Source organism: Kitasatospora dryopteridis, from assembly GCF_050749075.1.
Lineage (GTDB): Bacteria > Actinomycetota > Actinomycetes > Streptomycetales > Streptomycetaceae > Kitasatospora.
The window spans coordinates 913,672-933,660 of the sequence record NZ_CP192749.1 but is presented as its reverse complement, the minus strand read 5'-3'; the positions used below and the strand labels follow the sequence as shown (position 1 = coordinate 933,660).

At 74.3% G+C, this 19,989-nt stretch carries 19 protein-coding genes and 2 pseudogenes; 10 read left to right on the top strand and 11 right to left on the bottom strand.

Annotated elements, in window-relative coordinates; all coding sequences use genetic code 11:
- The first annotated feature begins 4 nt into the window (after positions 1-4).
- A complete protein-coding gene (locus tag ACQ614_RS04325; protein ID WP_363486756.1) occupies positions 5-709 on the top strand; it encodes a TetR/AcrR family transcriptional regulator in 705 nt (234 codons plus the stop codon).
- 111 nt (positions 710-820) lie between these two features.
- Here ACQ614_RS04325 and ACQ614_RS04320 read toward each other — a convergent pair whose 3' ends face one another.
- Positions 821-1,294: a heme-degrading domain-containing protein gene (locus ACQ614_RS04320; RefSeq protein WP_431676816.1), complete on the bottom strand. Its 474-nt coding sequence runs from the start codon at positions 1,292-1,294 to the stop codon at positions 821-823.
- Positions 1,291-2,385 (bottom strand): Gfo/Idh/MocA family oxidoreductase, encoded by a 1,095-nt coding sequence (locus ACQ614_RS04315; protein WP_431676815.1) that lies wholly within the window; start codon positions 2,383-2,385, stop codon positions 1,291-1,293. The genes ACQ614_RS04320 and ACQ614_RS04315 overlap by 4 nt, the downstream gene beginning before the upstream one ends.
- 54 nt (positions 2,386-2,439) lie before the next feature.
- On the opposite strand from ACQ614_RS04315, the gene ACQ614_RS04310 reads away from it, so the two are divergent.
- On the top strand, positions 2,440-3,561 hold the full coding sequence (locus ACQ614_RS04310) for an ROK family protein (protein WP_431676814.1): 1,122 nt from the start codon (positions 2,440-2,442) through the stop codon (positions 3,559-3,561).
- A 12-nt stretch (positions 3,562-3,573) separates the two neighbouring features.
- Here ACQ614_RS04310 and ACQ614_RS04305 read toward each other — a convergent pair whose 3' ends face one another.
- From ACQ614_RS04305 to ACQ614_RS04295, 3 genes are all read right to left on the bottom strand, one after another.
- The gene (locus ACQ614_RS04305) at positions 3,574-4,362 is read right to left on the bottom strand and encodes an alpha/beta fold hydrolase (protein WP_431676813.1); all 789 of its coding nucleotides are present in this window, start codon (positions 4,360-4,362) and stop codon (positions 3,574-3,576) included.
- A gap of 86 nt (positions 4,363-4,448) precedes the next feature.
- Positions 4,449-5,117, bottom strand: coding sequence for a DUF4097 family beta strand repeat-containing protein (locus ACQ614_RS04300; RefSeq protein ID WP_431676812.1), 669 nt, complete (start codon positions 5,115-5,117; stop codon positions 4,449-4,451).
- Between the two features lie 213 nt (positions 5,118-5,330).
- A complete protein-coding gene (locus ACQ614_RS04295; RefSeq protein WP_431683818.1) occupies positions 5,331-5,882 on the bottom strand; it encodes a TetR family transcriptional regulator C-terminal domain-containing protein in 552 nt (183 codons plus the stop codon).
- A gap of 410 nt (positions 5,883-6,292) precedes the next feature.
- On the opposite strand from ACQ614_RS04295, the pseudogene ACQ614_RS04290 reads away from it, so the two are divergent.
- The 3 genes and pseudogenes from ACQ614_RS04290 to ACQ614_RS04280 all read left to right on the top strand — a co-directional run.
- Positions 6,293-8,161: pseudogene (locus ACQ614_RS04290) on the top strand (glycoside hydrolase family 3 protein); the annotation flags it as partial.
- 172 nt (positions 8,162-8,333) lie between these two features.
- Entirely contained in the window at positions 8,334-8,699 is a 366-nt protein-coding gene (locus ACQ614_RS04285) for a hypothetical protein (RefSeq protein WP_431676811.1), read from the top strand.
- A 154-nt stretch (positions 8,700-8,853) separates the two neighbouring features.
- A complete protein-coding gene (locus ACQ614_RS04280) occupies positions 8,854-10,089 on the top strand; it encodes a cation:proton antiporter (protein WP_431676810.1) in 1,236 nt (411 codons plus the stop codon).
- A 141-nt stretch (positions 10,090-10,230) separates the two neighbouring features.
- Here ACQ614_RS04280 and ACQ614_RS04275 read toward each other — a convergent pair whose 3' ends face one another.
- Positions 10,231-11,076 carry an alpha/beta fold hydrolase gene (locus ACQ614_RS04275; protein WP_431676809.1) on the bottom strand — a complete coding sequence of 282 codons (846 nt, stop codon included), beginning with the start codon at positions 11,074-11,076 and terminating at the stop codon, positions 10,231-10,233.
- Positions 11,077-11,200: 124 nt separating this feature from the next.
- Between ACQ614_RS04275 and ACQ614_RS04270 the strand changes: the two genes are divergently transcribed.
- Positions 11,201-11,806, top strand: a complete 606-nt coding sequence (locus tag ACQ614_RS04270; protein ID WP_431676808.1) for an SUKH-4 family immunity protein — start codon at positions 11,201-11,203, stop codon at positions 11,804-11,806.
- Here ACQ614_RS04270 and ACQ614_RS04265 read toward each other — a convergent pair.
- Complete coding sequence (locus tag ACQ614_RS04265; protein ID WP_431676807.1) at positions 11,703-12,713, bottom strand: DMT family transporter; 1,011 nt, start codon at positions 12,711-12,713, stop codon at positions 11,703-11,705. The genes ACQ614_RS04270 and ACQ614_RS04265 overlap by 104 nt on opposite strands.
- A gap of 39 nt (positions 12,714-12,752) precedes the next feature.
- On the opposite strand from ACQ614_RS04265, the gene ACQ614_RS04260 reads away from it, so the two are divergent.
- Positions 12,753-13,271, top strand: a complete 519-nt coding sequence (locus ACQ614_RS04260) for a MarR family winged helix-turn-helix transcriptional regulator (protein WP_431676806.1) — start codon at positions 12,753-12,755, stop codon at positions 13,269-13,271.
- A gap of 140 nt (positions 13,272-13,411) precedes the next feature.
- Here ACQ614_RS04260 and ACQ614_RS04255 read toward each other — a convergent pair whose 3' ends face one another.
- Positions 13,412-14,632 (bottom strand): saccharopine dehydrogenase family protein, encoded by a 1,221-nt coding sequence (locus ACQ614_RS04255; protein WP_431676805.1) that lies wholly within the window; start codon positions 14,630-14,632, stop codon positions 13,412-13,414.
- 147 nt (positions 14,633-14,779) lie between these two features.
- Here ACQ614_RS04255 and ACQ614_RS04250 point away from each other — a divergent pair, with 147 nt between their 5' ends.
- The gene (locus ACQ614_RS04250) at positions 14,780-15,523 is read left to right on the top strand and encodes a TetR/AcrR family transcriptional regulator (protein WP_431676804.1); all 744 of its coding nucleotides are present in this window, start codon (positions 14,780-14,782) and stop codon (positions 15,521-15,523) included.
- 81 nt (positions 15,524-15,604) lie between these two features.
- The gene (locus ACQ614_RS04245; protein WP_431676803.1) at positions 15,605-16,138 is read left to right on the top strand and encodes a GNAT family N-acetyltransferase; all 534 of its coding nucleotides are present in this window, start codon (positions 15,605-15,607) and stop codon (positions 16,136-16,138) included.
- A 15-nt stretch (positions 16,139-16,153) separates the two neighbouring features.
- Here ACQ614_RS04245 and ACQ614_RS04240 read toward each other — a convergent pair whose 3' ends face one another.
- Together ACQ614_RS04240 and ACQ614_RS04235 are read right to left on the bottom strand one after the other, a co-directional pair.
- Positions 16,154-16,852: a lysophospholipid acyltransferase family protein gene (locus ACQ614_RS04240; RefSeq protein ID WP_431676802.1), complete on the bottom strand. Its 699-nt coding sequence runs from the start codon at positions 16,850-16,852 to the stop codon at positions 16,154-16,156.
- A gap of 91 nt (positions 16,853-16,943) precedes the next feature.
- Entirely contained in the window at positions 16,944-17,177 is a 234-nt protein-coding gene (locus ACQ614_RS04235) for a hypothetical protein (protein WP_431676801.1), read from the bottom strand.
- 26 nt (positions 17,178-17,203) lie between these two features.
- Here ACQ614_RS04235 and ACQ614_RS04230 point away from each other — a divergent pair.
- Positions 17,204-18,007, top strand: a pseudogene (locus ACQ614_RS04230) (restriction endonuclease); the annotation flags it as partial.
- Between the two features lie 436 nt (positions 18,008-18,443).
- On the opposite strand, the gene ACQ614_RS04225 reads toward ACQ614_RS04230, so the two are convergent.
- A complete protein-coding gene (locus tag ACQ614_RS04225; protein ID WP_431676800.1) occupies positions 18,444-19,847 on the bottom strand; it encodes an NAD(P)/FAD-dependent oxidoreductase in 1,404 nt (467 codons plus the stop codon).
- Between the last annotated feature and the right edge of the window lie 142 nt (positions 19,848-19,989).

Below are 19,989 nucleotides of genomic sequence, written 5' to 3'. Positions count from 1 at the left end.
GGCCGTGACCTCGGAGATGCCCGCGATCCCGTGGCACAAGACCCGGAAGGCCGACACCCGCCAGCCGCTCACCCCCGACGCCCTGGTCGAGGCCGGCATCCGCGTGCTCGACCGCGAAGGGCTGGAGGGCGTCACCATGCGCCGGGTCGCCCAGGAGCTCGGCACCGGCCCCGCCTCGCTCTACGCGCACGTGTCCGGCAAGGACGAACTGCTGGAGCTGATGCTGGAGCGCGTCTCCGGCGAGATCCGGCTGCCCGCCCGGCCCGAACCGGAGCGCTGGAAGGAACAGATCAAGGAGGTCTGCCGGGAGGCCCAGCGGGTCTACACCGCGCACCGCGACATCACCGTGGTCTCGCTCGGCGGCATCCAGCTCGGCCCGAACAAGCTGCGGGTCGCCGAATTCGTGGTCGGCCTGCTGCTCTCCGCCGGCATCCCCCGGCAGGTCGCCGCCTTCGCGTTGGACGGCCTCGGCCAGCTGATCGACTCGGATGCCTACGAGGCCTCGCTCTACACCACGAAGATCGCCGCCGGCGTGGACGTCGACGCGTACTTCGACGGCGTTCGGGACTACCTCGCCCGGCTCCCGGAGGAGCGCTTCCCGCTGCTCAGGGACATGGCCGAGACGATGGTCCACGGCGACGGCGACGAGCGCTTCGAGTTCAAGGTCGAGGTCTTCCTGCGCGGCCTGGAGTCGTACATCGAGCGGTAGCCGGGCCCCGGTGCGGGCCGGTTCCGTGTCGCGCCCGCCGACGCGGACGCCCGGGCGGCACGGGGGTGCCGCCCGGGCGGGCTGTGGGGAGGGGGAACCGCTCCGGGCGGGTCAGGCCAGGAACCGCTCCAGGCCGGCGACCACCATGCGGTGGTCCTCGGCCTGCGGGAGGCCGGAGACGGCGACCGTGCCGACCACGCCCACACCCTCGACGGTGATCGGGAAGGCGCCGCCGTGCGCCGCGTAGGTGTCGGGGTCGAGCCGGGACTTCTCCTCGAAGCTCTCGCCCTTCGCGGCGAACCGCAGCCCGACCAGGTAGGAGGAGCAGCCGTAGCGGTCCACCGTGCGGGTCTTGCGCAGGATCCAGGCGTCGTTGTCGGCGGAGGTGCCGGGCAGTGCGCAGTGGAAGAGCTGCTGGCCGTTGCGCCGGATGTCGACCACCACCGGCGCGCCCTGCTCCCGGGCCATGTCGACCAGCAGGCTGCCGAGCCGCCACGCGTCGTCGTTGTCGAAGCGCGGCAGCCGCAGGCGCCGCTCCTCGTCCTCGATCCGCCGGATCAGGGCGCCGATCTCCTCGGGGGTCACCGGGCCTCCTCCGAGCTCAGGGCGACCGTCCGGCCCTCGGTGGAGGAACGGCGGGCGGCCTCCAGGACGGCGAGCGCGGCGACCGCGTCGCGCGGGTCGACCGGGGCCGGCCCGCCCTCGCGCAGGGCGCGCACCACGCCCGCGTAGAAGGCGGGGTAGTCGCCGGGCAGCGAGGGGTGCGGTGCGGTGCCGTCCTCGGTGCCGAGCAGGCCGCGGCCCGCCTCGGCGACCTCGCCCCAGCCGGGGCCGGGGCGCTGCCCGGCGCGCAGCGCGTCCTCCTGCGGGTCCATGCCGTGCACGGAGTACGCCGAGCGGTCGCCGAGCACCCGCAGGCGCGGGCCGAGCTGGCCGGTGAGGGCGCCCATCCACAGGTGGGAGCGGACGCCGCTGGTGTGGGTGAGCGCGACGAACGCGTCGTCGTCGACCCGGGCGCCGAGGCGGCGGGTGTCGACCTCGGCGTAGACGTGCGTGGCCGGGCCGAAGAGGGTGAGCGCCTGGTCGACCAGGTGGCTGCCGAGGTCGTACAGAATGCCGCCGGCGTCGGCCGGGTCGGCCGACTCGCGCCAGCCGTCCTTGAGCTCGGGGCGCCAGCGCTCGAAGCGGGACTCGTAGCGGTGCACGGTGCCGAGGGCGCCGTCGGCGAGCAGCTGCTGCACGGTGCGGAAGTCGGTGTCCCAGCGGCGGTTCTGGAAGACCGTCAGCAGCAGACCGCGGGCCTCGGCCAGGTCGGCCAGCTCGGCGGCCTCGGCGGCGGTGGCGGCCAGCGGCTTGTCGACGACGACCGGCAGGCCGGCCTCCAGCGCGGCGCGGGCGAGCGGCACGTGGCTGCGGTTGGGGGAGGCGACGACCAGGAGGTCCAGCGCGCCGGGGTCGGCGAGCAGCTGCTCGGCGGTGTCGACGGCACGGGCCTGCGGGTGGTCGCGGTGCAGCTGCTCACGCCGCTCGGGGTCGGCGGTGACCACGGCCTCCAGGCGCAGGCCCGGAGTGGTGGCGATGAGCGGGGCGTGGAAGGCGGCGCCGGCCAGGCCGTAGCCGACCAGGCCGACGCGGAGTGCGGGGCTCTCGGTGCTCTGGGTGGTCTGGGTCGTCATACCGCCAGTTAAACAACACTGTTTCCTAAGTGCAAGCCCAGGCAGAATGAAGCCATGACGACGCCGCCGCACCCAGGACCGTCCGGCACCAACCTCGCCGGACTGCGCGACCACAACGCCGCCCTCGTCCTCGGACTGCTCCGGGCCGCCCCGCACGGCGGCAGCCGCGTCGAACTCGCCACCCGCACCGGCCTCACCCCGCAGGCCATCGGCAAGATCACCGCCCGGCTGCTGGCCGACGGCATGATCGTCGAAGCCGGGCAGGCCGCCTCCACCGGCGGCAAGCCCCGCACCCTGCTGCAGCTGCGCGCCGAAGCCGGCTGCGCCGTCGGCGTCCACCTCGAACGGGACGAACTCACCGTGCTGCTCGTCGACCTCGCCGGCCGGCAGCACCACCTGCACACCCGCCCGCTGGAGGAGGGCTCCGCCCCCGCCGACACCGTCGCGGTCGTCGCCGAGGAGGTCCGCCGGGCCCTCGTTGCCGCCCCGCCCGGAGCCCGCCTGCTCGGCGTCGGCGTCGGCACCCGCGGCCCGCTGGACCACGCCGCGGGCATCCTCCACTGGTTCACGCCGGCCGGCCCCCGCGGCTCCTCCGACTGGCACCACTACCCGCTGCGCGACGAACTCGCCGCCCGCCTCGACGGCCTGCCGGTCACCGTCGACAAGGACACCAACACCGCCGCCCTCGCCGAGCCCCCCGCCGGCCCCCGCTCCGGCGGCGGCCTCGCCTACGTCCACCTCGCCGCCGGCCTCGGCGCGGGCCTGCTGCTCGACGGCGCCCTGCACCGCGGCACCCGCACCAACGCCGGCGAGTTCGGCCACCAGACCGTCCAGGTCGACGGACCGCCCTGCGCGTGCGGCAACCACGGCTGCCTGGAGGTGCTCTGCCTCGCCGAACTGCGGCGCGGCGACCACGCCGCCGCCGCCCGACTGGTCGGCGTGGGCGTGGCCAACCTCGTCCGGCTGCTCGACATCGACCGCGTGGTCCTCGGCGGACGGGCCGTCCTGGCCGCCCCCGACACGTACCTCGACGGCGTCGCCGCACAGCTCAAGGCCCGCATCCCCGACCCCGACTGGCAGCCCGTCCCGGTCACCGTCAGCACCGCCGGCCGCCTCGCCGTCGCCGTCGGAGCCGCCGAACTCGTCCTCGGCCCGCTCTTCGGCCGCCGTACCTGACGGGCAGCCACATCAGGCGGCAGGTGCGAGCTCGCGTACGGCGTCGGCGACGGCCCGGAAGTCGTTGCGCAGGATCTTCGAGTGGTTGCTCGCGACCTTCGCGCTGATACGGATGTTCGGGTTGCGGGCGAGCACCGGGTCGAGGTTGGCACGTATCTGTTCCATCAGCTCCGGGTCGCCGCCCAGGTTTCCGCCCGTGGCGAGCACGTATCGGACAGGCACGGTCAGGCGGTCGAAAACCGGGTCGAGGGCGGCCGGCGCACACAGCTCGTTGGCCTCGATGTTGATCTCGGCGTGCTGCGCTGCGCTCATCCGCGCGGCCAGGCCGAGCCGGCGGGCGACCGGGAACAGCGGGCTCAGCCGGCGGAACAGCTTCCGGATCTGCTCCCGGGCGGCGTCGTCGAGCCACTCGTGCGGCAAGGCGCCGTCCACGGACACCGCTCCCAGGGTGCGGTCGGGATTCCGGGCGGCCCAGTGCACCGCGAGCATCGCGCCGTAGGACCAGCCCACCAGGATCGGCCGGTCCACGCCCCGGGCCCGGAGGACGGCGTCGAGGTCGCGGACGCACGCCTCGAACGAATAGTCCGCCGAGCGCCCCGACTTGCCGCGGGCGCGTTCGTCGTAGCTGATGTGCCGGTAGTCGCCGCCCAGGTCGGCGATGACGCGCCGCCAGTGCGACCGGTCGGCGTAGGAGCCGTTGAGGTAGACCACGGGACGGCCGGTCCCGCCGGTGTCGGTCACGGCCAGTGCGGTGTCGTCGACCGAAACCGTGCCGGTCCAGGCGGACTGATGGATGGTCAAGGTGTGTCTCTCTCCAGGGTGGGACGCGGGTCGGGAGCGGGGGGCGGTGGTGCCGATCCGGGGACCGGCACCACCGAGGGCACTCTTCACAGGCTGCGGGCGGTGATGTCGCCGTAGGCGGTGGTGGCGTGGACGGTGAGGCCGGCGGTGCCGTCGGTGTTGCGGAGTGCGTTGTGGATGCGGCCGTGGCCGGTGCCGGCGTCCAGGGAGGCGGAGACTCCGCGGGCGGCGCCGATGGTGATCGCGCCGTGCTGGGTGCGGAGGGTGACGGTGCCGCGGTGGGCCTCGGTGACGGTGATGTCGCCCTTTTGGGTGTCGATCTCGGCGGGGCCGGTGAGGCGGCCGAGGGTGATGTCGCCGGCCTGGAGGGTGAGGCGGGTGGTGGCGGTCTCGTCGAGCTTGACGGTGGCCTGGGCGGCCTCGAAGGTGACGTCGCCGAGGCGTCCGACGCCGCGGAGTTCGGCGGCGGCCGTCTTCGCGTCGATGCGGGAGCCGGCGGGCAGCTGGACGGTCACCTCGACGGAGCCGGAGTTGCCGAGGATGCGGTTCGTCGCGGCCGGGGCCTCGATCCGCAGGACGCCGTCGTGGTAGGTGGCCCGGGTCTGCTCGGCGGCCTTCAGGTCGCGGCTCTTGCCGGGGTCGGCGGGCAGGATCTCGACCGTGGTGTCCGTCCGGTCGGCGGCGATGAGGCGGATGCGGCCGGCGGGGATGTCGAGGACGGTGGTGATCGGGGCGGTGGTGTCGAACTTCTGCATGGTGTTCTCCCGTTGCTTGCTGTTTCTGACAACGGAAAAGCTACGTTGCGTTCGATGATCTGGCAACGCATTCGTTGCGCAGAATCGCAATAATTGCAGGTAAAGGCCGGGAAATCATTGCAATGGTCTTGCGAATTAACGCAACGTCAGCGATCGGATCGTTGCAATGGAATGAGGGTGAACGCCATGCCGGGCGCAGGGGCGCGCCCCGTGTCAGGCGGTGCGCAGGCCGGCGAGGAGGGCGTCGACGGTGCGGCGGGTGGTGGCGGCCATGTCTACGGCTTCCGGGGCCAGCAGCCACTGGACCTGGAGGCCGTCCATCACCGCGATGATCGCGTTGGCGACGGCTTCGACGTCGGTGTCGGGGCGGGTCTCGCCGAGGTCGCAGGCCTCGCGCAGGGCCTCGGCCACCAGGGCGCGCAGGCCGCGGTAGCGGGCGCGGAAGAAGTCCTGGGCGGGGTGGCCCTCGGTGACGCTCTCGGCCGAGAGCACCGCGTACAGCCGGACGATGCCCTCGCGTTCGGTGTTGCGCCGCACGGTCTCCACCAGGTGGTCCAGGAAGGCCAGTCCGCGCGGGCGTTCGGGGCCGAGCTGGCGCATCTCGGAGTTGTCGCGCAGCTCCAGGACTCCGCTGAGCAGGGCGGTCTTGGAGCGGAAGTGGTGCAGCAGGCCGGCCTGGGTGAGCCCGGCGCGTTCGGCGATCTCGGCCAGTGAGGAGTGGTGGTAGCCGCGGGTGGCGAAGGTCTCCACGGCGATGGCGAGGATCTCCTCGCGTCGGCGCGCTCCGTCGGCGCGCGGGGAGCGGGGGCCGGACGCCGGTGCGGCGTTCGCGGCCCGTCCGTCGGTGCTCTCGAGGGTCACCGGGTGAAGTGTACGAGCCCTCCGGGCGCTTGTGCCGCCCGTCCGGGGAGGCCGTCGGCCGACGATCCGTCACGCCGTGAAAAAAGGCGCGCAGAAGACTTACCTAGTGGTCGGTAGGTCTGATTGCATGTCAGCTGCCCTCAGCAGTGCACCACCCGGCGCGGCAGTCCCGTCTGCCGCCGCCGGACGCGCCCGTGTGCGCGTGTCCGCCCATCCACCGCGATACGGAGAGACACGTGGAATCCACCCGCTACGGCACCACCCGCCGCCCGCACCGCCGCCGGGCCCTGCTCGCCGGTGCCGTGCTCGCCGCATCGGCCCTGGCCGCGGGCACCGTGCCGCTGACCGCGGCGCAGGCCGCGGAGCAGTCACCGGCGGCAGCCGGCGGCCGCCCGCTGCCCTACCTCGACCCGAAGCTGCCGGCGCAGCAGCGGGTCAAGGACCTCCTCGGCCGGATGACCCTGGAGGAGAAGATCGGCCAGATGACCCAGGCCGAGCGCAACGCCGTCGACGCGGACCGGGCGCAGATCACCGACCTGGGGCTCGGCTCGCTGCTCTCCGGCGGCGGCTCCACCCCGACCCCGAACACGCCCGGGGCCTGGGCCGACATGGTCGACGCGTACCAGCAGCGCGCCCTCGCCACCCGCCTGCACATCCCGCTGCTGTACGGCGTCGACTCGGTGCACGGCCACAACAACCTGGTCGGCGCCACCGTCTTCCCGCACAACATCGGCATGGGCGCCACCCGGGACCCGGACCTCGTCGAGGAGGCCGCCCACATCACGGCGACCGAGACCCGCGCGACCGGCCCCCAGTGGGTGTTCGCGCCGTGCGTGTGCGTGGCCCGCGACGACCGCTGGGGCCGCACCTACGAGAGCTTCGGCGAGGACCCGGACCTGGTCACCCGGATGGAGACGGCCGTCGACGGCCTCCAGGGCGACGGCCGCAGGGACCTCTCCCGCCCCGACCGGGTGCTGGCCACCGTCAAGCACTACGCGGGCGACGGGGACACCGCCTACGGCAGTTCCACCAGCGGCAGTTACAAGCTCGACCAGGGCGTCACGATCACCGACCGCGAGCACTTCCGCACCGTCGACCTGGCGCCGTACGTGGCCGCCGTCCGCAAGCACGGCGTGGGCAGCATCATGCCCTCGTACTCCAGTGTCGACTGGACGGAGGACGGGGTCGGGAACCCCGTCAAGATGAGTGCCAGCAAGGAGCTGCTGACCGACGTCCTCAAGCAGAAGATCGGCTTCGACGGCTTCCTCATCAGCGACTGGGACGCCATCAACCAGATCCCGGGCGACTACCCGACCCAGGTCCGCACCGCCGTCAACGCCGGCCTGGACATGTTCATGGTCCCGTACAGTGCGGCGAAGTTCGAGCAGACCCTGCTCGCCGAGGTGCAGGCCGGACGGGTGCCGACCGCGCGCATCGACGACGCCGTCCGGCGCATCCTGCGCGCCAAGTTCGACCTCGGCCTGTTCGAACACCCCTACACCGACCGCAGCAACGCCGGCACCATCGGCTCCGCCGCCCACCGGGCGGTCGCCCGCCGCGCCGTCGCCGAGTCGCAGGTGCTGCTGAAGAACGACGACCGGACGCTGCCGCTGAAGGCGGGCCGGAAGATCTACGTGGCCGGTGCCAACGCCGACGACATGGGCAACCAGGCCGGCGGATGGACCGTCACCTGGCAGGGCAAGTCCGGTGCCACCATTCCCGGCACCACCCTGCTGCAGGGCATCCGGCAGTACGCCCCCGACGCCGCCTACAGCCGCGACGCCTCCGCCCCGACCGCGGGCTACGACGTCGGCATCGTCGTCGTCGGCGAGACCCCGTACGCCGAGGGCGTCGGCGACGTCGGCAACGGCCACACCCTGAACCTCTCCGACGCCGACCGGGCGAACATCGACCGCGTCTGCGGCGCGATCCCCACCTGCGTCGTCCTCGACGTGGCCGGCCGCCCGCAGATCGTCACCGGCGAACTGCCCAAGGCCGACGCCTTCGTGATGTCCTGGCTGCCCGGCAGCGAGGGCGCCGGTGTCGCCGACGTCCTCTTCGGCAAGCGGCCCTTCACCGGCAAGCTCCCGGTCAGCTGGCCGCGCAGCGAGGCCCAGGAGCCGATCAACATCGGCGACCGCTCGTACGACCCGCTCTTCTCCTACGGCTTCGGCCTCACCACCCGGCGCTGACACCCGCGCTGACCGGCCGTCGGCGACCGTCCGGCGCCGTTCGTCGGCGACCTCCCGTAGCACCCGCAGCCGCCGCCGACCCGGCGGCTGCGGGCAAGGCACGGAGGGCCCTCCCGGTGCAGGGGAGGGCCCTCCGCCCGCAGGCCGGTGCAGACTGGGGGGCGTGTACCGAGCCTTCGTCCATGACGCGGTCCTCGCCCTCGGGCCGGGCGGCGACCCGCGCGCCCCCGGGGCCGCCGTCACCGTCGCCCTTTGCGGCCACTGGGAGCACGACCCGCCGTGCCCGCTGGCCCCGCACCACACCACCGCCGAACCGGCGGCCGGTACGGGGGAGCTGCACCTGCGCGTCCTCTTCGCCGCCGACCCGGCCGACGAGGCCGAGGTCCGGGCCCGGATCGAGGACGCCCTCCGCAGCGGCAGCCTGCAGGGGCCCGACGGCACCCGTTCCCACTGGCGGCTTCTCTCGGCGGCGGCCGGCGAAGCGAGCCCCGACGAGCGCGCCCACGCCACCCGTCTCACCGCACCCTGACCCGCCCGCCGCCGGGCCCCGACCCGGGCCGCCCGGGGGTACGGGCCGGGGGCCCGGCGACACGCCGTGTCCCGGCCGGCGGCCGGCCCGGCGCTTACGATCGTGAGCACTTGCCCGCCGTCCGGTCCCGCACCGGGGGAAGCCAGGTGCGCGCGTGATCGCGCTGGTCGTCAGCATGGCAACGCTCTTCGCGTGGGCCCTGGTCGCCGGGCGGCTGGCCCGCTGGAGCGTCACCGCGCCGGTCGCGATGACCGCCGCCGGTGTGCTGCTGACCGTCGGCCCCCACCCGCTGGTGTACGTCAGACTGACCACCGCGGACGCCGAACGGGCCGTCGAGATCATCCTCGCCGTGCTGCTCTTCACCGACGCCACCGCCGTCCCGGCGGGCGTCGTCCGCGGTCACCGCCGCCTGCTCGCCCGGCTCCTCCTGGTTGCCCTGCCGCTCACCATCGCCACCGGGGTGCTGCTCGGCGGCCTGCTCTTCCCGTCGAGCCGCTGGTGGCTGGCCGCGCTGTTCGCCACGGTGACCGTCGCCGTCGACCTCGCGCCCGCCGCCGAACTGATCCGCGACTCCCGGCTGCCGTCCTGGCTGCGCGGCGTCCTCACGGTCGAGACCGGGCTCAACGACGGCATCCTCGCCCCCGTCTTCCTGTTCTGCCTGGCCGGCGCCGAGGCCTACGGCGACGTCCCGCAGCCCTCCGGCGACCCGCTGGGCGACGCGCTCGACGCGGTGCTCTGGGCCGTGGTCGCGGGCGCCCTGGTCGGCAAGCCCGGCGGCCTGCTGCTGCGGAAGGCCTGGCAGGCCGGCTGGACCAGGCCCGCCGCCGTACGGCTCGGCATCGTGGCCCTGCCGCTCGCGGCGTACGGGCTCGGCATCCTGCTGGAGGGCAGCGGCTTCATCGCCGCCTTCGTCGCCGGGCTCTGCTTCGCCCCGGACGCACGCGCGCTGCCGCCCAGCGCCCTCCGCCTGGTGGACGACGTCGGCACCCTGCTCTCCCTCACCCTCTGGTTCGTCTTCGGGGAGCTCGTCACCCAGGCCTTCACCGGCGACTTCGACGTCCGGGTGATCGCCTATGCCGCGCTGTCCCTCACCGCCGTCCGCGTCCTCCCCGTCCTGCTCGCCCTGACCGGCAGCGGCCTGCACCGCGCCGACCGGCTGCTGCTGGCCTGGCTCGGCCCGCGCGGCATGGCCACCATCGTGTACGGGCTCCTCGCCTTCAACGGCCTCGCCTTTGTCGACCCGCACGCCGCCGACCTCGTCGGGCAGGTGATGACCATGACCGTGCTGATGAGCCTCGTCCTGCACGGCCTGACCTACGGCCCGCTCGCCGCCCGCTACGCGGGCACCCGCAGCCGGGCCCCCGCAGACCCGCCCGGCGACGCAGCCTGACGGGCCCGGCCGACCGCGCCGTTGCCGGTCAGGAAAGCAGCTTGGGCAGCAGCGCCCGGACGGTCTCCGCCATCGCCGGCCCGGCCGGCGCCGCCGACGTGCCGCCGGACGCCTTCGCGCCCCCGGCGTCGGCGGACCCGGTCAATGTGCGCCGGTGTGCTCGAGGATTGCGCGGACGATCGTCGCCCAGTCGGCCCGGTCGACCCCGTGGCCGGCGTCCTTCAGGACCAACAGCCTTGCCCCGGGGACCTGTTCTGCAAGTGCCTCGCCGTGCCGGAGCGGGAACACCGGATCGGCGGTCCCGTGGATCACCAGCGTGGGCACGGCGATCGAGGACAGGGACGCCTGTGGCAGCTCGCCCTCCGGAAGCATGTCGTGGTTCCGGGCCGAAGCGAAGTCGTGCGCGCGCTCGACGTCGCGGCGGACCAGGCTGCGCACGGCACTCTCGTCGAACGGGCGCCGGCCGCCCGCGAGCATCCGCGCATAGGCGACCTGGTGGTCGATCACCGATTCGGCCTCCGGCCGGTCGACCTGCGCGGCCGCCGTGAACCGAATGAACTCCTCGGTCGGCGGCGGGAGTTCGCCGACGACGGGCACGGCGGCCGACGTGCTGACCAGGACGAGCGAGAGGACGCGGCCGGGGTGGCCGAGTGCGAGCAACTGCGCCAGTGCCCCGCCGGCCGAGACACCCACGACGTGCGCGGCCGGCATTCCGTGGGCGGCGAGCACACGGGCGGCGTCACCGACCAGGTCCGCGCTGGTGTACCCGGGACGGCCCGGCCCGTAGGTGACCGACCGGCCGGTGTCGCGGTGGTCGTAACGGATCACGAAGCGCCCGCCCCCGGCGAGCATCCGGCAGAACCCCTCCTCCCACCAGAGCATCGAAGCCCCAGTGCCCATGACCAGGAGGACGGGCGGATCGGACGGGTCACCGAAGGCTTCGGTGCACAGCTCGACACCGTCCGTCTCGATGATGCGCTCGGCCATCGCTGCGCCTCCTCTCCCGTCCCATGGTCGCCCGAGCGCCCGGGACGCACCCTCCGGGCCGCCGGCCGCGGTGTCGGGGGTGTGCGGTTGGATGGCGTGAGTTGCCGTTGAACGGGGGACGTCCGTGAACAAGTCCGAGCTGGTCGCCGCCGCGCGCCGGCCCACCACCGAGTGGCTGGAGTCCTGCTTCGGCCCGGGGACGGTCTGGCGGCCGACCGAGGAGGAGCTGCCCGGACGCCTCCACGACGCCGGGGCGCGGGCCTTCCTGACCGAGGTCGGGATTCCGGCCGTGCGCCTCTCCTTCGTCGACTGGGACTCCACCGGCCTGCCGGAGAAGGGCATGTGGGAGGAGGACCCGGACGAGCTCTTCGGAAACCGGTACCCGGACGACAACTCCCCGCCCGCCTGCTACTCCTACAGCATCGGCACCCGCGACGTGCGGCACCTGATGGTCCGCGGCGACACCGGCGCCGTCGAGATCTACGACCCGGAGGGCTGGGACCACGGCGCCGGCTACGGCGGCCACGCCGCCGAGGCACTGCCCGTACTCGTCGGCGCCCTCGGCCTGCTCGCCCGCTACGAGGACCGCCTCACCGGCGACGAGGCGGACGCCGCCCGCGAGGAGTTCACGGCCCTGCTGGAGGAGTTGGGCCAGGGGCCTGACGACTCGCCGTTCTGGGACGGCCTCCTGGCGGAAGTGGAGGACGAGTACGGCCTCCTGGAGGACTGACGGCCTGCGCCCCGCCGCCCGCCCGCGCCCCGGTCGCGCGGGCGGGGCCGCCGGCCGTGGAGCACATCCCGGGGCGGCCGAGCACGATGCCGCCCAGGATGAGGGCCATGCCGGCCAGCTGCCGCAGGGTCAGGGACTCCCCGGCGAGCGAGGTGCCGAGGACCACGCCGGTGACCGGGTTGAGCAGGCCGACCAGGCCGACCGTCCCGGCGGGCAGGCGCCGCAGCCCGGCGAACCAGACGACGAAGGCCAGCGCGGTGGCCACCACCGTGACGTAGCCGAAGGCGAGCAGTTCGGAGCGGCCGAGCGGTGGTGGCGGGCCCTCCACCACGGCGGCCACCGGCAGCAGGAGCAGACCGCCCGCGGTCAGCTGCCAGGCGGTCGAGGCCAGCAGGCCCGCGCCGGCGCCCCACCGCTTGCCGAGGACGAAGCCGAGCGAGGAGACCAGCATGGCCGCGGCCGAGGCCAGCACCCCCGGCACGCTCACCCGGCCCGCCCCGCCGAGCAGCATCAGGCACACCCCGGCGATCCCGATGCCGGCGCCCGCCAGATGGGCGGGGCGTGGCCGTTCGCCGAGCAGGGCCCAGCCGGCCAGCATCATCGCCAGCGGCGCGAGCGCCATGACGGTGGACGCCACGCTGGTGGCCAGCAGCTGCGACGCCGCGTAGACCAGCACGAAGAAGGCACTGGTGTTGAGCAGCCCGAGCACGGCCGACCGCCACCACCAGGCACCGCGCGGCAGCTCCCGGCAGAGCGCGAGGAGCAGCAGCCCGGCGGGCAGCGCCCGGACGGCCGCCCCGAAGAGCGGGTGGTCCTCCGGCAGGAACCGCTGGGTCACGAAGTAGTTGACGCCCCAGGCCACCGGGGCGATCGCCGTGAGCAGGAGCCACCGCGGATTACCTTCCATGGAAGACAATATACCTTCCTGGGGAGATATAGTCGCCGCATGGACGAACCGCAGCCGCTCGACCACGTCGCCCGCATCCAGGCCGAATGGGCCCGCGAACGGCCGGACCTCGACGTCCGCCCGCAGGGCGTCATCGGCCGCCTCCACCGTCTCGCCGCCCTGCTGACCGAGGAGCTCTGCCTGGTGTACGGCCGGTACGGCCTGGGCGAGGGCGAGTTCGACGTGCTGGCGGCGCTGCGCCGGGCCGGCGAGCCGTTCGAACGCGCCCCCGGCGAACTCGCCGCCCACACCATGGTCACCACCGGCGCCATGACCAAGCGGATCGACCGTCTCGAACGGGCCGGCCTGGTCACCCGACGCCGCAGCGACGCCGACGGCCGGGCCCGGGTGGTGGCCCTCACCGCCGCCGGACGGGAGCTCATCGACCGGGCCTTCGCCGACCACATGCGCAACGAACGCCGCCTCCTGGGCACGCTCGACCCCGCCGAGGCGGCCGCCCTCGAGACCCTCCTCACCACCTGGCTCGCCCGCATCGAACCCCCGCAGGTGCACCACTGAGGGGCGCGGGGAACTGCGCAATTCGGATGCGGGCCGTCGTGCAGATCAGTGCTCGGCCCATCATGTCGTGGCACCCGCACCCGGATTGCGCAGTTCCCCGCGCCCCCGACGGTGTGCTCACCCGCCTTCGAGGTACTGCCTCAGCCCTCGCGGAGACCCCACGGGGAGCCGTATTCGGTGAGGAGGTCGAGGAAGGGGCGGGCGGGCAGGGCCTCGGGGCCGAGGACGCCGGTGCCGGTCCAGGTGCCGGTGGCGATCAGTTCCAGGGCGACCACCGGGTTGATGGCGGTCTGCCAGACGACGGCCTGGGAGCCGTACTCGCGCATCGACCACTGGTTGTCCACCACGTGGTACAGGTACACCTCGCGGGGCTCGCCGTCCTTGGTGCCCTTGACCCAGGTGCCGGCGCAGGTCTTGCCGTGCATCCGTTCGCCGAGGTCGGCGGGGTTGGGCAGGACGGCCGCCACCACGTCCCGCGGGGAGACCTCGGCCCGGCCGCCGTTGCTGGAGACGGAGACCGGGGCGGTGCTGTCGAGGCCGAGTGCGTGCAGGGTCTTCAGCTTGTCGATGAAGTCGTCGCCGAGCCCGTACTTGAAGGTCACCCGCTTGGCGTCGACCCAGCGGGGCACCAGCAGCACCTCCTCGTGCTCGACGTTGACGCACTCGACGGGGCCGATGCCCTCCGGGAAGTCGAACACCTCGGGTTCGCTGAAGGGCGCCGTGGTGAACCAGCCGCGGTCTGCCTCGTAGACGACCGGCGGGTTGAGGCACTCCTCGATGGTGGTCCAGATGCTGAAGGAGGGGGCGAAGTCGTAGCCCTCGACCGTCAGGTTGGCGCCGTCGCGGATGCCGATCTCCTCGATCTCGTCGAAGAGTTCGTCGGCCGCGTGGCGGGCGAAGACGTCGGAGAGGCCGGGTTCCACGCCCATGCCGACCAGCGCGAGGCGGCCGGACTTCTCCCACAGCTCGGCGCGCTCGAACTGGGCGTCGCCGAGCTTCACCCCGCACAGCTCGTACGGCCGCTCGGGGTGCGGCGCGGACAGCGACATCGCCATGTCGACATAGTGCGCACCGGCCGCGAGCGCCGCCTCGAACAGCGGCATCACGAAGCGCGGGTCGGTGGCGTTCAGCAGGACGTCGCAGCGGTGCTCGGCGAGCAGGGCCCGGACGGCCTGCTCGTCGGAGGCGTCGACGCGGCGGGCGGTGAACCGGTCCGCGGCCTCGCCGAGCGCCGCGACGGCGGCCTCGGCCCGGGCCGGGTCGTAGTCGGCGACGACCATGTGGTCGAAGAACGGGCGGCGGGCCGCGATCCGGGTGATGGCCGTGCCGACGCCGCCGGCTCCCACAAGCAGTACTCGCATGGCAGAACTCTTCCTTTCCCGGCGGATTCCCGCCTGTCGGAAGGAAACGCCCCGGGCGAGTGCAAGGTCAATGGCGTTGGCATAAGCTCCCGGGAAGGCGGAACACGGGAAGCGGAACACGGGAAGCGGAACACGGGAAGGTGCCCCATGGCCAAGCAGGTCGTCCCCGAGGCGGAGCGCCGGCGACGGCGCCCGACCAAGCAGGGCGCGGTGCTCTCCGAGCAGCTCATCGTGCGGACCGCCCTGCGGATGCTGCACGAGCACGGCAGCAGCGGCCTCACCGCCCGCCGCCTCGGCCTCGCCCTCGGCGCCGACCCGAGCACGCTCTACCGGTACTTCCGCAGCATGGACGACCTCACCCTGGCGATCGGCGACGAGCTCATCGGACGGGCGCTGGCCGACTGGCAGGCCCGCGGCCGCTGGCAGGACGACCTGCGCGAACTCGGCCTGCGCATCCACCGCTCGTACCTCGACCACCCGCAGGCGGCCGTCCTCACCGCCAGCCGGGTCACCGGGCGGGCCCGGGAGATCGCCGCCGACGAGACCGTGCTCGGCATCCTGCGCACCGCAGGGTTCGCCGACCCGGCGGCCGTCCGGATCTACCACGCCTTCGTCGACCAGGCCCTCGCCTTCGCCGCCCTGGACGCCGCCTCCCTCGCCCTGCCCGCCGAGGCGAGGGCGGCCGACGAGCGGATGTGGGAGTCCACCTACGCCCGGCTGTCGCCCGAGACCCACCCGCACATCGCCGCCACCGCAGGGTTGCTGGCCGCCCGGATGAACAACAGCGCCTATCCGGCGGCCCTGGACATGCTGCTGGACAGTGCTGCTCGCCAGCTCCCTCAGCCTGCAACGGGCATGGGCACACCCGGCGCCCCGTCCCAGGGGCTGTGAGGCCACGTCGCGGTCGCACCCGCCCTCGCGTCCGCGGCCCTGCGTCCGACGGCCCGGAGCCGTGGCTGCCAGCATGGAGCCATGGTCTCCGTACGGGTCGCCCACACCGCCGATCTCGACGCCGCCACCCTCGCCGCGGCCCGTCGGTTGCTCGACGAGGTCTTCGCCCCCGACATGGCCGACGAGGACTGGGAGCACTGCCTCGGCGGCCTGCACACCCTGGTGTGGGACGGCCCCGAACTGGTCGGCCACGCCGCCCTCGTCCAGCGGCGCCTGCTGCACGGCGGGCGCGCCCTGCGCACCGGCTATGTGGAGGGCGTGGCCGTGCGTGCCGACCGGCGCCGCAGCGGGGTCGGCGCCGCCATGATGGACCACCTCGCCAGGGTGGCCCGCGCCGCGTACGACCTGGCCGCGCTCGGCAGTTCCGACACGGCCGGCCCGTTCTACACCGCCTGCGGCTGGCAGCCGTGGCTCGGCCGGACCTTCGCCCTCACCCCGGACGGCATCCGCCGCACCCCCGACGAGGACGGCGGCATCTACGTCCTCCCGCTCGCAGTGCCGCTGGACCCCGGCGGCGACCTGGTCGCCGACTGGCGGGACGGCGACGTCTGGTGACCGGAGGCCCCGAGCTCAGCGGGCCGGCGAACCCGCCGCCGCTGCGCCCGCCGCCTCCCGCCGGCGGGCGGCGCCGTTGAGCCGCTCGTCCGCGGTCCGCCAGGCTGCCGTGACGGCCGCCCGTGCGGTCTCGGTCGCCTGTGCGACATCGCCGTCCAGCCGGACCGGCGTGGCGAGATGGACGTGCAGGGCAGGGCGGCGCAGCGGCGCCGTGGCGAAGCCCGCGATCTGCTTGGCGGTGCCGCCCGAGCTCAGCCGGCGGGCACCGCACTGCCCGAGCGGCACCACCGGTGCACCGGAGGCCGCGGCCAGCCGGGCGAGGCCGGTGCGGAAGGCGCCGGGGGCGGCGTCCTCCGGGTTCCGCCGCTTCGGCAGGCCGCCCTCGCCGTAGATCAGCACCACCCGGCCGTCCGCGAGGGCCTCGGCCGCCCGGTCGAGCGCCTCGGCGGCCCGGGCGGTGCCGCGGTGCACGGGGATGTGCCCGCCGCTGCGGAGGACGCCGCCGAGCACCGGGATGCGCCACAGCCCGGCCGTCGCCATCACCACGGGCTCGGTGCCGAGCCGGTGCAGGGCGGCGAGCACCACGCCGGGGTCGGCGAGCGAGCTGTGGTTGGCCGCGACGATGCTGCCGGGGGCGACGGGCCCGTCGAAGTCGGAGCTGACGGTCAGGCGGCCGAGGGCGGGCACCAGCGTGCCGGCGATCCGGCTGAGCATGGGTGGGTCCTTCACAGGTGGTGGCGCAGAGCCTTCTGGCGCGGCGGCATGCCCATCCTCCCGAAGTGCCGGTGCGCCCACCTGAGTAGGCCTACTCAGTTCCGGCGCGGGGCGTGCTCGGCGCGGGGTCGGCCGTGCGCACGCGGCAGGACAGCTCCGCGATGCCCATGCCCACGGTGGCGATTCCGAGGCCGATCCACCACACGGGCAGGAGCAGCCCGAGGGTGCAGCCGACCGCCAGCAGCACGCTGCCGAGCGCCCACAGCCGCGGCGAGGCGACCATCACCCAGATCAGGGCCGTGCACGTCCATCGGAACGACGCCACGAGCCTCTCCTGCTTCCTGTCCCTGCATGCCCGCGGCACCCTGCCGCGGCGGGAGGGGATCTTCGCACATTTCCGGCCGATTCCCGGTACGGCCGGTGCGTGCCGGGCGGCGCCCCCACCGTCCCTGCAACCCGGTGCCGAAGGCGGCGAAGCCGGGGCTGTGGGTGGTGCTGGCGGCCGGGGCGGTCCTGCTACTGATCCAGCAGACCGGTGGCGGGACGGCACCGCAGCCCGGGCCGACGGCGCCCGCAACGGCACCCGCGCCGCGCGCCGATGCCGCGGCGGCCGCAGCGGCGGTGGTGCTGCTGTGGATCGCGCCGCGCACCACGGCGGACCGGATCGCCGCCGGCGTCGTCGCCGCGGTCGCCCTCGTCCTGCTCACCGAAGCCCTGCGCGCGGCGGGCCGGATGCTCGCCGCCGCATGGCCGCTGCTGGTGGCCGCCGCGGTCCTGACCACCGCGGCCGGAGCCCACCGACTGCACCAGTCGGCCGTGCGGCGCCGAGCGGAGGCGGACCGCGCATCACGGCTGCAGCTGACGCTCGCCGCGATCGACGCGATGACGGACCGCCAGTTCGAGTTCGCCGCCCGCGACCTCCTGCTGCGCGACGGCTGCACCACGGCCCGGCAGGTCGGCCGCCAGGGCGACCAGGCCGCCGACGTCATCGCCCACCACCCCACCCACGGCCGGATCGTCATCCAGTGCAAGCACACCAAGGTCGCCGGCAAAGTCGGCGCCCAGGTCATGTACCAGGTCAAAGGCACCGCCGGCCCCGTCCACCACGCCGACGTCGCCGTCGTCGTCACCAACGGCACCCTCACCCGCGACGCCGCCACCCGGGGAGACACACACGGCATCCACTGGATCGACCGCGACCGGCTGCGCCGCTGGGCCGACGGGTCCCGTTCGGTGAAGGCGGCCAGCGACTCCTCGTTGGCGGCCGCCAGCGAGCCGGGAGTGCCGTCGCCGTACGTCCGCTCCTCGCCGGCGGCCAGGGCGGCCTTCAGTTCGTTGGCGATGGCGAGGTGGGCGGCGGCCTGGCCCACCGTCCACTCCGCGCCCGGTATCGGCACACCGCTGTCGCGGCAGGCGCCGAGCAGGGCGGCCGCCTCGTCGCCGACGGCGGTGACGGCCTCGAACAACTGGGTGCGCGCACCGGGGGAGCGCCGGGGGAGCGGGAGGGTCATGGAGGTGAAGAGTGGCCCACGCCCGCCCGGCTGTCCAGAGGCCCGGCCGCGGTGCACCGTGCCCCGCCCGCAGTGCCTTTTCAGGAGGCGGTCCGCTCCGAGGGGTGCACGCCGGTGGCCGGCGCTGCCGGGGCCGCCGATGCGGTCGACCGTGCCGGTGCCGGCCGCGGCCGCAGCACCCGGGCCAGCATTGCGGGCGCCATCAGCCGCTGCGGCGGCTCCTCCAGGTTGGCCACGGCCAGGAAGGCCCGTCCGACCGCCGGATCGGTCTCCGCCGCGCGGTGGATGCGCGCCACGTACCGGTTGAGCAGCCGGACGCGCGGAGTGCGGCGCCCCTCGACGAACGGGAACCGCAGGTCGCCGCCGACCGACATGTCCCAGGCCACGTCCGTGATCCTGGCCGCGCGGCGGAAGAACCGCTGCGCCAGCGGCTCGGCGGACTCCTCCGCCAGGCACTCGCGCAGCGCCGCCGCCTCGCACGCCGCGACCGTCATCCCCTGCCCGTAGGTCGGGTTGAACTGGCACAGCGCGTCGGCGATCACCAGGTACCCCTCCGGGAAGCGGGCGAGCCGCTCGTACCGGCGGCGGATCGACACCGGGCTGCGCATCAGCCGCGGCGCGGTCAGCGGCTCCAGCCGCTCCAGCAGCCGGTGCAGGTCGGGCACGGCCAGGCGCTGCGCGAACCGGTGGTAGCCCTCCGGGTCCACCGGCGGGACGTCGCCGTTCATGCCGAACAGGGTGACCAGCCAGCGGTCGCCCTCGCCGCTGAGCGCGACCCCGCCGCGCGGTGCGTCGGCCGAGGCCCCGACCACGAAGGCGTCCGCGTCCGCGTCGCCGGGCCGGCGGCGGTACTCCCGGGAGACGTAGACCAGCCCGGAGTCCACCCGCTCCTCGGGGGCGGCCTCGTAGCCCAGGGCCCGCAGCCAGGTGGCGCCGCGGTTGCTGCGGCCGGTCGCGTCCACCACCAGGTCGGCGTCGAGCACCTCGGGCTCCGCATTGACCCGCAGCAGGCGCACACCGGTGACCCGGCCGGCGGGGTCGGCCAGCGGCTCGAGGATCTCCGTCCGCTGGTGGATCTCCACGCCCGGCAGGGCCGCGACCCGCGAGCGCAGGTACCGCTCGAGCTCCGGCCGGCCGACCATCAGGCAGGGCAGCCGCGAGGGCTCGCGCCGCAGCCGGCGCCCGTCGTTGAACCAGTTGACGTCCGCCTGCACGTCCCGGACGAGCGCACCGCGCGCCACCAGGTCCTCGTGCAGCCCGGGGAAGAGGTCCTGCAGGACCTCGAAGCCCTTCGAGAGCATGCCGTGCGCGTGGTGGCTCTGCGGCACCCCGCGCCGCGGGACGCCGCCCTCCGGCAGCGCGTCCCGCTCGATCACGCTGACCCGCTCGAAGCGCTCGCTCAGCACCCGCGCGGCCAGCAGCCCGCCGATCCCCGCCCCCGCGACGACCGCGTGGCCCCGTCCCGTCCCTCTGCCGTCCCTCATGGTGTCCCCCTAGTCCTCGACCGGACAAGCCTGCCGTCCGCCGATTGACGCCCGATTGCCATCGGATTGCCGCCGGCCGGGCAGCACCCGCCGGAGCGGTGGCCGGAGCGGTGGCCGCCCCGGCCGCATGCCGGGTGCGTCC